Consider the following 5,621-nt stretch of genomic DNA (forward strand, 5'->3'; position numbering starts at 1 on the left):
GTACGGGGTCCGGCCCCTTCGGGCGCTAGCGGGTGATCAGGCGTCGCCGCCGGCGGCACCCGGGTCGGCCGCGGCCACGTCCAGCAGCTGGTAGCGGTCGATCGCGTCCTTCAGCGCCGAACGGTCGACCTTGCCCTGCTTGGCGAGCTCGGTGAGCACCGCCAGGACGACCGACTGGGCGTCGATGTGGAAGAAGCGACGGGCCGCGCCACGGGTGTCGGCGAAGCCGAAGCCGTCGGCGCCCAGCGACTGGTACTGGCCCGGCACCCAGCGCGCGATCTGGTCCGGCACCGCGCGCATCCAGTCGGACACGGCGACGAACGGACCCTCTGCGCCCTGGAGCTTCCGGGTCACGTATGGCACACGCTGCTGCTCCTCGGGGTGCAGCAGGTTGAACTCCTCGGTCTCCACCGCGTCGCGGCGCAGCTCGTTCCAGGAGGTCGCGGACCAGACGTCGGCCTTGACGTTCCACTCCTCGGCGAGGATGCGCTGGGCCTCCAGGGCCCACGGCACGGCCACGCCGGAGGCGAGGATCTGGGCCGGGATCTGGCCGGCGGTGCCCGGCGCGTACTTGTGCAGACCCTTGAGGATGCCCTCGACGTCCACGTTCTCGGGCTCGGCCGGCATCTTGATCGGCTCGTTGTAGACGGTGAGGTAGTAGAACACGTCCTCGCCGTTCGGGTGCTCGGCGCTGGAGCCGTACATCCGGCGCAGACCGTCCTGGACGATGTGCGCGATCTCGAAGCCGTACGCCGGGTCGTACGCGACGACGCCCGGGTTGGTCGAGGCCAGCAGGTGCGAGTGGCCGTCGGCGTGCTGCAGGCCCTCACCGGTCAGCGTGGTGCGGCCGGCGGTGGCGCCGAGCACGAAGCCGCGGGCCAGCTGGTCGGCCATCTGCCAGAACTGGTCGCCGGTGCGCTGGAACCCGAACATCGAGTAGAAGACGTACACCGGGATCAGCGGCTCGCCGTGGGTCGCGTAGGACGAGCCCGCGGCGATCAGCGAGGCGGTGCAGCCGGCCTCGGAGATGCCGTCGTGCAGCATCTGGCCCTTCGGCGACTCCTTGTAGGCCAGCAGCAGGTCGCGGTCGACCGACTCGTAGGTCTGGCCCAGCGGGTTGTAGATCTTCGCCGACGGGAAGAGCGAGTCCATGCCGAAGGTGCGGTACTCGTCCGGCGCGATCGGCACGAAGCGGTTGCCGATGCCCTTGTCCCGCATGAGGTCCTTGAGCAGCCGGACGAACGCCATGGTGGTGGCGATGGTCTGGTTGCCGGACCCCTTCTTGACCGCCTTGTAGGCGTCGTCGCCCGGGAGCTCCAGCTTGCGCGGGCGCACCTTGCGGGTCGGCACGTAGCCGCCGAGCTCCTGCCGGCGGTCGTGCATGTACTGGATCTCCTCCGAGTTGCGGCCCGGGTGGTAGTAGGGCGGGTAGCCCTCCTCGAGCTGCTTGTCGGTGATCGGCAGGTGCAGGCGGTCGCGGAAGCGCTTGAGGTCCTCGACCGTCAGCTTCTTCATCTGGTGGGTGGCGTTGCGGCCCTCGAAGTTGGGGCCCAGCGTCCAGCCCTTGACCGTCTGGGCGAGGATGACCGTCGGCTGGCCCTTGTGCTCGCGGGCCGCCTTGAAGGCCGCGTAGATCTTCTTGTGGTCGTGGCCGCCGCGACCCAGGTGCTGGATCTGCTGGTCGGTCATGTTCTCGACCATGGCGCGCAGGCGCAGGTCGCCGCCGAAGAAGTGCTCGCGGATGTAGTCGCCGGACTCGGTGGCGTAGGTCTGGAACTGGCCGTCCGGGGTGGTGTTCATCTTGTTCACCAGGACGCCGTCGCGGTCCTGCGCGAGCAGCGGGTCCCAGCTGCGGTCCCAGATGAGCTTGATCACGTTCCAGCCGGCGCCCCGGAACTGGGACTCCAGCTCCTGGATGATCTTGCCGTTGCCGCGGACCGGGCCGTCCAGGCGCTGCAGGTTGCAGTTGACCACGAAGGTCAGGTTGTCCAGGCCCTCGCGGGCCGCCAGCGACAGCTGGCCGAGCGACTCGGGCTCGTCCATCTCGCCGTCGCCGAGGAAGGCGTACACGTGCGAGTCGGAGGTGTCCTTGATGCCGCGGTGCTCCAGGTAGCGGTTCATCCGCGCCTGGTAGATCGCACCGAGCGGGCCGAGGCCCATCGAGACGGTCGGGAACTCCCAGAAGTCCGGCATCAGCCGCGGGTGCGGGTAGCTGGACAGGCCGTACGGCGCCTTCGACTTCTCCTGGCGGAACGCGTCGAGCTGCTGCTCGGTGAGCCGGTCCAGCAGGAAGGCCCGGGCGTAGATGCCGGGGGAGGCGTGACCCTGGAAGAAGATCTGGTCGCCGGACTCCCCGTCGGCGTCCTTGCCGCGGAAGAAGTAGTTGAAGCCGACGTCGTACAGCGACGCGGAGGAGGCGAAGGTGGCGATGTGGCCACCGACACCGATGCCCGGGCGCTGCGCCCGGGAGACCATCACGGCCGCGTTCCAGCGGGTCGCGTTGAGGATCTTGCGCTCGATCTCCTCGTTGCCGGGGAAGAACGGCTCGTCCTTGGTCGCGATGGTGTTGACGTAGTCCGTGCTGCGCATCTCGGGCACGGCGACACGCTTCTCGCGGGCGCGCTCGATCAGGCGCAGCATCAGGTAACGGGCACGCTCACGCCCCCGCTCGTCGATGGCCGCATCGAGCGACTCCAGCCATTCCGCGGTCTCCTCGGGATCGAAGTCCGGGACCTGACTCGGAAGGCCGCCAATGATGATCGGGTTGCGATCGGATCCGGAAGCCACGCTGTTCCTTCACTGTCGGTCGAAACTGAGGTGTGTCGCGCCGCCTCCATCGTGCTACCGCGCTCGGAGATCCGTCATCTCTACCGATCGGTAACCGTTCCGCCTGGTGGGCGGGCCGGTCTGGTGGCGCGCGGCGCGGGCGTCTTCGTCCGCTCCGTGCACCCCGGGTGTTACGAAAAGAGGTGGTCCGACCTGGTGTCCCGTCCGCCCGATGGCGAGCGGCCGGGGTGAGGGCCAACAGGAGACTCTACGCCCGCGCACACGCGGACCCCGAATGCCGTTCGCATCTCGGGCACGCGTACGGCCTGTGGGCCGGGACCACCCGAAGCATCCTTGTCCCACGCAGAGAAGGGCAAATCGGTGTGATTCCCGACACGTCGACCGGCGTGTCCGGCCGGGAGACGTCAACCTTTGGAGGGGATCGGGGGTCGGGTACTTGCGCGAACCGCCGGTCCCGTGTGGACTACGGCCACAGCCTCGGCATGGATGCCGAGCCGAATACTGGAGGTTATTCCCGTGAGCGCGACCGCGGACCCCGCGGACAAGTCCAACCCGGCGACCCGTCTCGGCTTCGAAGAGGGCCAGATCATCCAGGAGCTGGGGTACGACGAAGACACTGACCAGGACCTCCGCGAGGGCATCGAGGAGATCACCGGGACGGATCTCGTCGACGAGGACTACGACGACGTCGCGGACGCCGTCCTGCTGTGGCACCGCGACGATGACGGGGACCTCACCGACGCCCTCGTCGACGCCCTGGAGTACCTGGCCGAGGGCGGCGTGATCTGGCTGCTGGTGCCGAAGACCGGGCGCGACGGCCACATCGAGGCCTCCGAGATCGCGGACGCGGCCCGCACCGCCGGCCTCTCGCAGACCAGCTCGATCGCCATCGCCAAGGACTGGGCGGCCACCCGGCTGGCCACCAAGTCGACGGCGAAGCAGCCCAAGCAGCGCTGAACGGGCCCAGGGCCCCGCGCCGGGCCCCGTCGGAGCACTCCTCCGACGGGGCCCGGCGCTTTTCCGTGTCCGTCCCGGGCGCCGCGGCGGCCGGTCGGGTGCGGGCCCGGGTTCGGGTTCAGGTGCGGGCCCGGGTTCGGATCCGGGACCGGGTCGGGATCCGGGACGGGGGTCCGGGACCGGGTTGGGGTTCGGGCCGGGCTGAGGTTCGGGCCGGGCCGGGCTGGGGTTCGGGTTCGGGTCCGGCTGAGATCCCGGTTCGGGGTCCGCGTTCGGGTTCGGTTCACGGTTGTTCGCCGAGGGCGAAAGGGTTGGGCCGCCCGGCGCAGCGGGTCATCCGTTCGGCTCAACGCCGGTCGGCGAATGCGAGGATGGGCCCTGCCGCGCCGCCGCGCGGCCCGGCCGCCCTCCCGCCCGCGCCGGAGTCGCCTCAGAAAGGTCCCGCTCATGGCCGTCCCGGTCGGTACCCCGGCTCCCGACTTCCGGCTCAACAACCAGCACGGGGAGAGCGTCCGGCTCGCCGACTTCCGGGGCGCCAAGCACGTGGTGCTGGTCTTCTACCCGTTCGCCTTCACCGGGGTGTGCACCGGCGAGCTGGGCGCGATCCAGCGGGAGCTGTCCGGCCTGCAGAACGACGACGTCCAGGTGCTCGGCATCTCCTGCGACTCGCAGTTCAGCCAGCGCGTCCTCGCCGACCGCGAGGGCCTCGAGTTCCCGCTGCTCGCCGACTTCTGGCCGCACGGCGAGGTGGCCCGGGCCTACGGCGTGCTGGACGAGGAGAAGGGCTGCCCGCTGCGCGGCACCTTCGTGATCGACAAGGCCGGCACGGTGCGCTGGAGCGTCGTCAACGGCCTGCCGGACGCCCGGGACGAGCGGGAGTACCTCGAGGTCCTCGCCGCCCTCTGAGGCGGCCCGGGGCCCGGCCCGCTGCCGGGGGCGTTCGCCGGCGGTGCGATCGGGCTCGTCGGCGGTCGGCGGCGGTCCGGAGGCGTTCGCCGGCGGTGCGATCACGTTCGGAGGCGGTGCGATCGCGTCCGACGGTGGCGCGGGCCCGTTCGGACGCGGTGCGGGCCCGTTCGGACGCGCTCCGTGCGCCGTTCGCAGGTGCGTGCGGGAACCGGGCACTACGCTCGGGCCGTTGGCGGGGTGGGGCGCGCGCCCGTGTTTCCACGGTCGGAGCCCCCGAACCGCACCACCGCGGGGGCACCAGCCGTGCCTCCCGATTCTTGGAGGACAAGTGGGAGTCAGCCTCAGCAAGGGCGGCAACGTCTCGCTCACCAAGGAGGCCCCCGGGCTCCAGGCCGTCCTGGTCGGCCTGGGCTGGGACGTCCGGACCACCACCGGGACGGACTTCGACCTGGACGCCAGCGCCCTGCTCTGCAACGACCAGGGCAAGGTCGCCTCGGACGGGAACTTCGTGTTCTTCAACAACCTGAAGAGCCCGGACGGCTCGGTCGAGCACACCGGCGACAACCGCACCGGTGAGGGCGAGGGCGACGACGAGGCGATCAAGGTCAACCTGGCCGGCGTCCCGGCGGACGTGCAGAAGATCGTCTTCCCGGTGTCGATCTACGACGCGGAGAGCCGCGGCCAGAACTTCGGCCAGGTCCGCAACGCCTTCATCCGCGTGGTGAACCAGGCCGACAACACGGAGCTGGCCCGCTACGACCTCTCCGAGGACGCCTCCACCGAGACCGCGATGGTCTTCGGCGAGCTGTACCGCAACGGCGCCGAGTGGAAGTTCCGTGCCATCGGCCAGGGCTACGCCTCCGGCCTGCGCGGCATCGCCCAGGACTTCGGCGTCAACGTCTGAGTCCGCGTCGGCGCACGGCCGTGCGCGCCGAATTCCCGGGGCGGCCCCGGACCTCCGAGGTCCG

At 70.4% G+C, this 5,621-nt stretch carries 4 protein-coding genes; 3 read left to right on the forward strand and 1 reads right to left on the reverse strand.

Annotated elements, in window-relative coordinates; translation table 11 throughout:
• Positions 1-36: 36 nt before the first annotated feature.
• A complete protein-coding gene (gene aceE, locus ABT247_RS31295; RefSeq protein ID WP_350749422.1) occupies positions 37-2,787 on the reverse strand; it encodes a pyruvate dehydrogenase (acetyl-transferring), homodimeric type in 2,751 nt (916 codons plus the stop codon).
• A 516-nt stretch (positions 2,788-3,303) separates the two neighbouring features.
• Here aceE and ABT247_RS31300 point away from each other — a divergent pair.
• The 3 genes from ABT247_RS31300 (at position 3,304) to ABT247_RS31310 (ending at position 5,557) form a co-directional block, all read left to right on the forward strand.
• The gene (locus tag ABT247_RS31300) at positions 3,304-3,744 is read left to right on the forward strand and encodes a DUF3052 domain-containing protein (RefSeq protein WP_350749425.1); all 441 of its coding nucleotides are present in this window, start codon (positions 3,304-3,306) and stop codon (positions 3,742-3,744) included.
• A 447-nt stretch (positions 3,745-4,191) separates the two neighbouring features.
• Positions 4,192-4,650 (forward strand): peroxiredoxin, encoded by a 459-nt coding sequence (locus ABT247_RS31305; RefSeq protein WP_350749427.1) that lies wholly within the window; start codon positions 4,192-4,194, stop codon positions 4,648-4,650.
• Between the two features lie 331 nt (positions 4,651-4,981).
• Positions 4,982-5,557 (forward strand): TerD family protein, encoded by a 576-nt coding sequence (locus ABT247_RS31310; protein WP_350749430.1) that lies wholly within the window; start codon positions 4,982-4,984, stop codon positions 5,555-5,557.
• Positions 5,558-5,621: the final 64 nt, after the last annotated feature.

The sequence above is a fragment of the Kitasatospora sp. NPDC001539 genome, from assembly GCF_040298565.1.
Classification (GTDB): Bacteria; Actinomycetota; Actinomycetes; order Streptomycetales; family Streptomycetaceae; genus Kitasatospora.

What these genes read in the sequence shown, in the direction of transcription:
- ABT247_RS31305 (WP_350749427.1), top strand. Translation starts at nt 4,192, where the DNA reads ATGGCCGTCCCGGTCGGTACCCCGGCTCCCGACTTCCGGCTCAACAAC.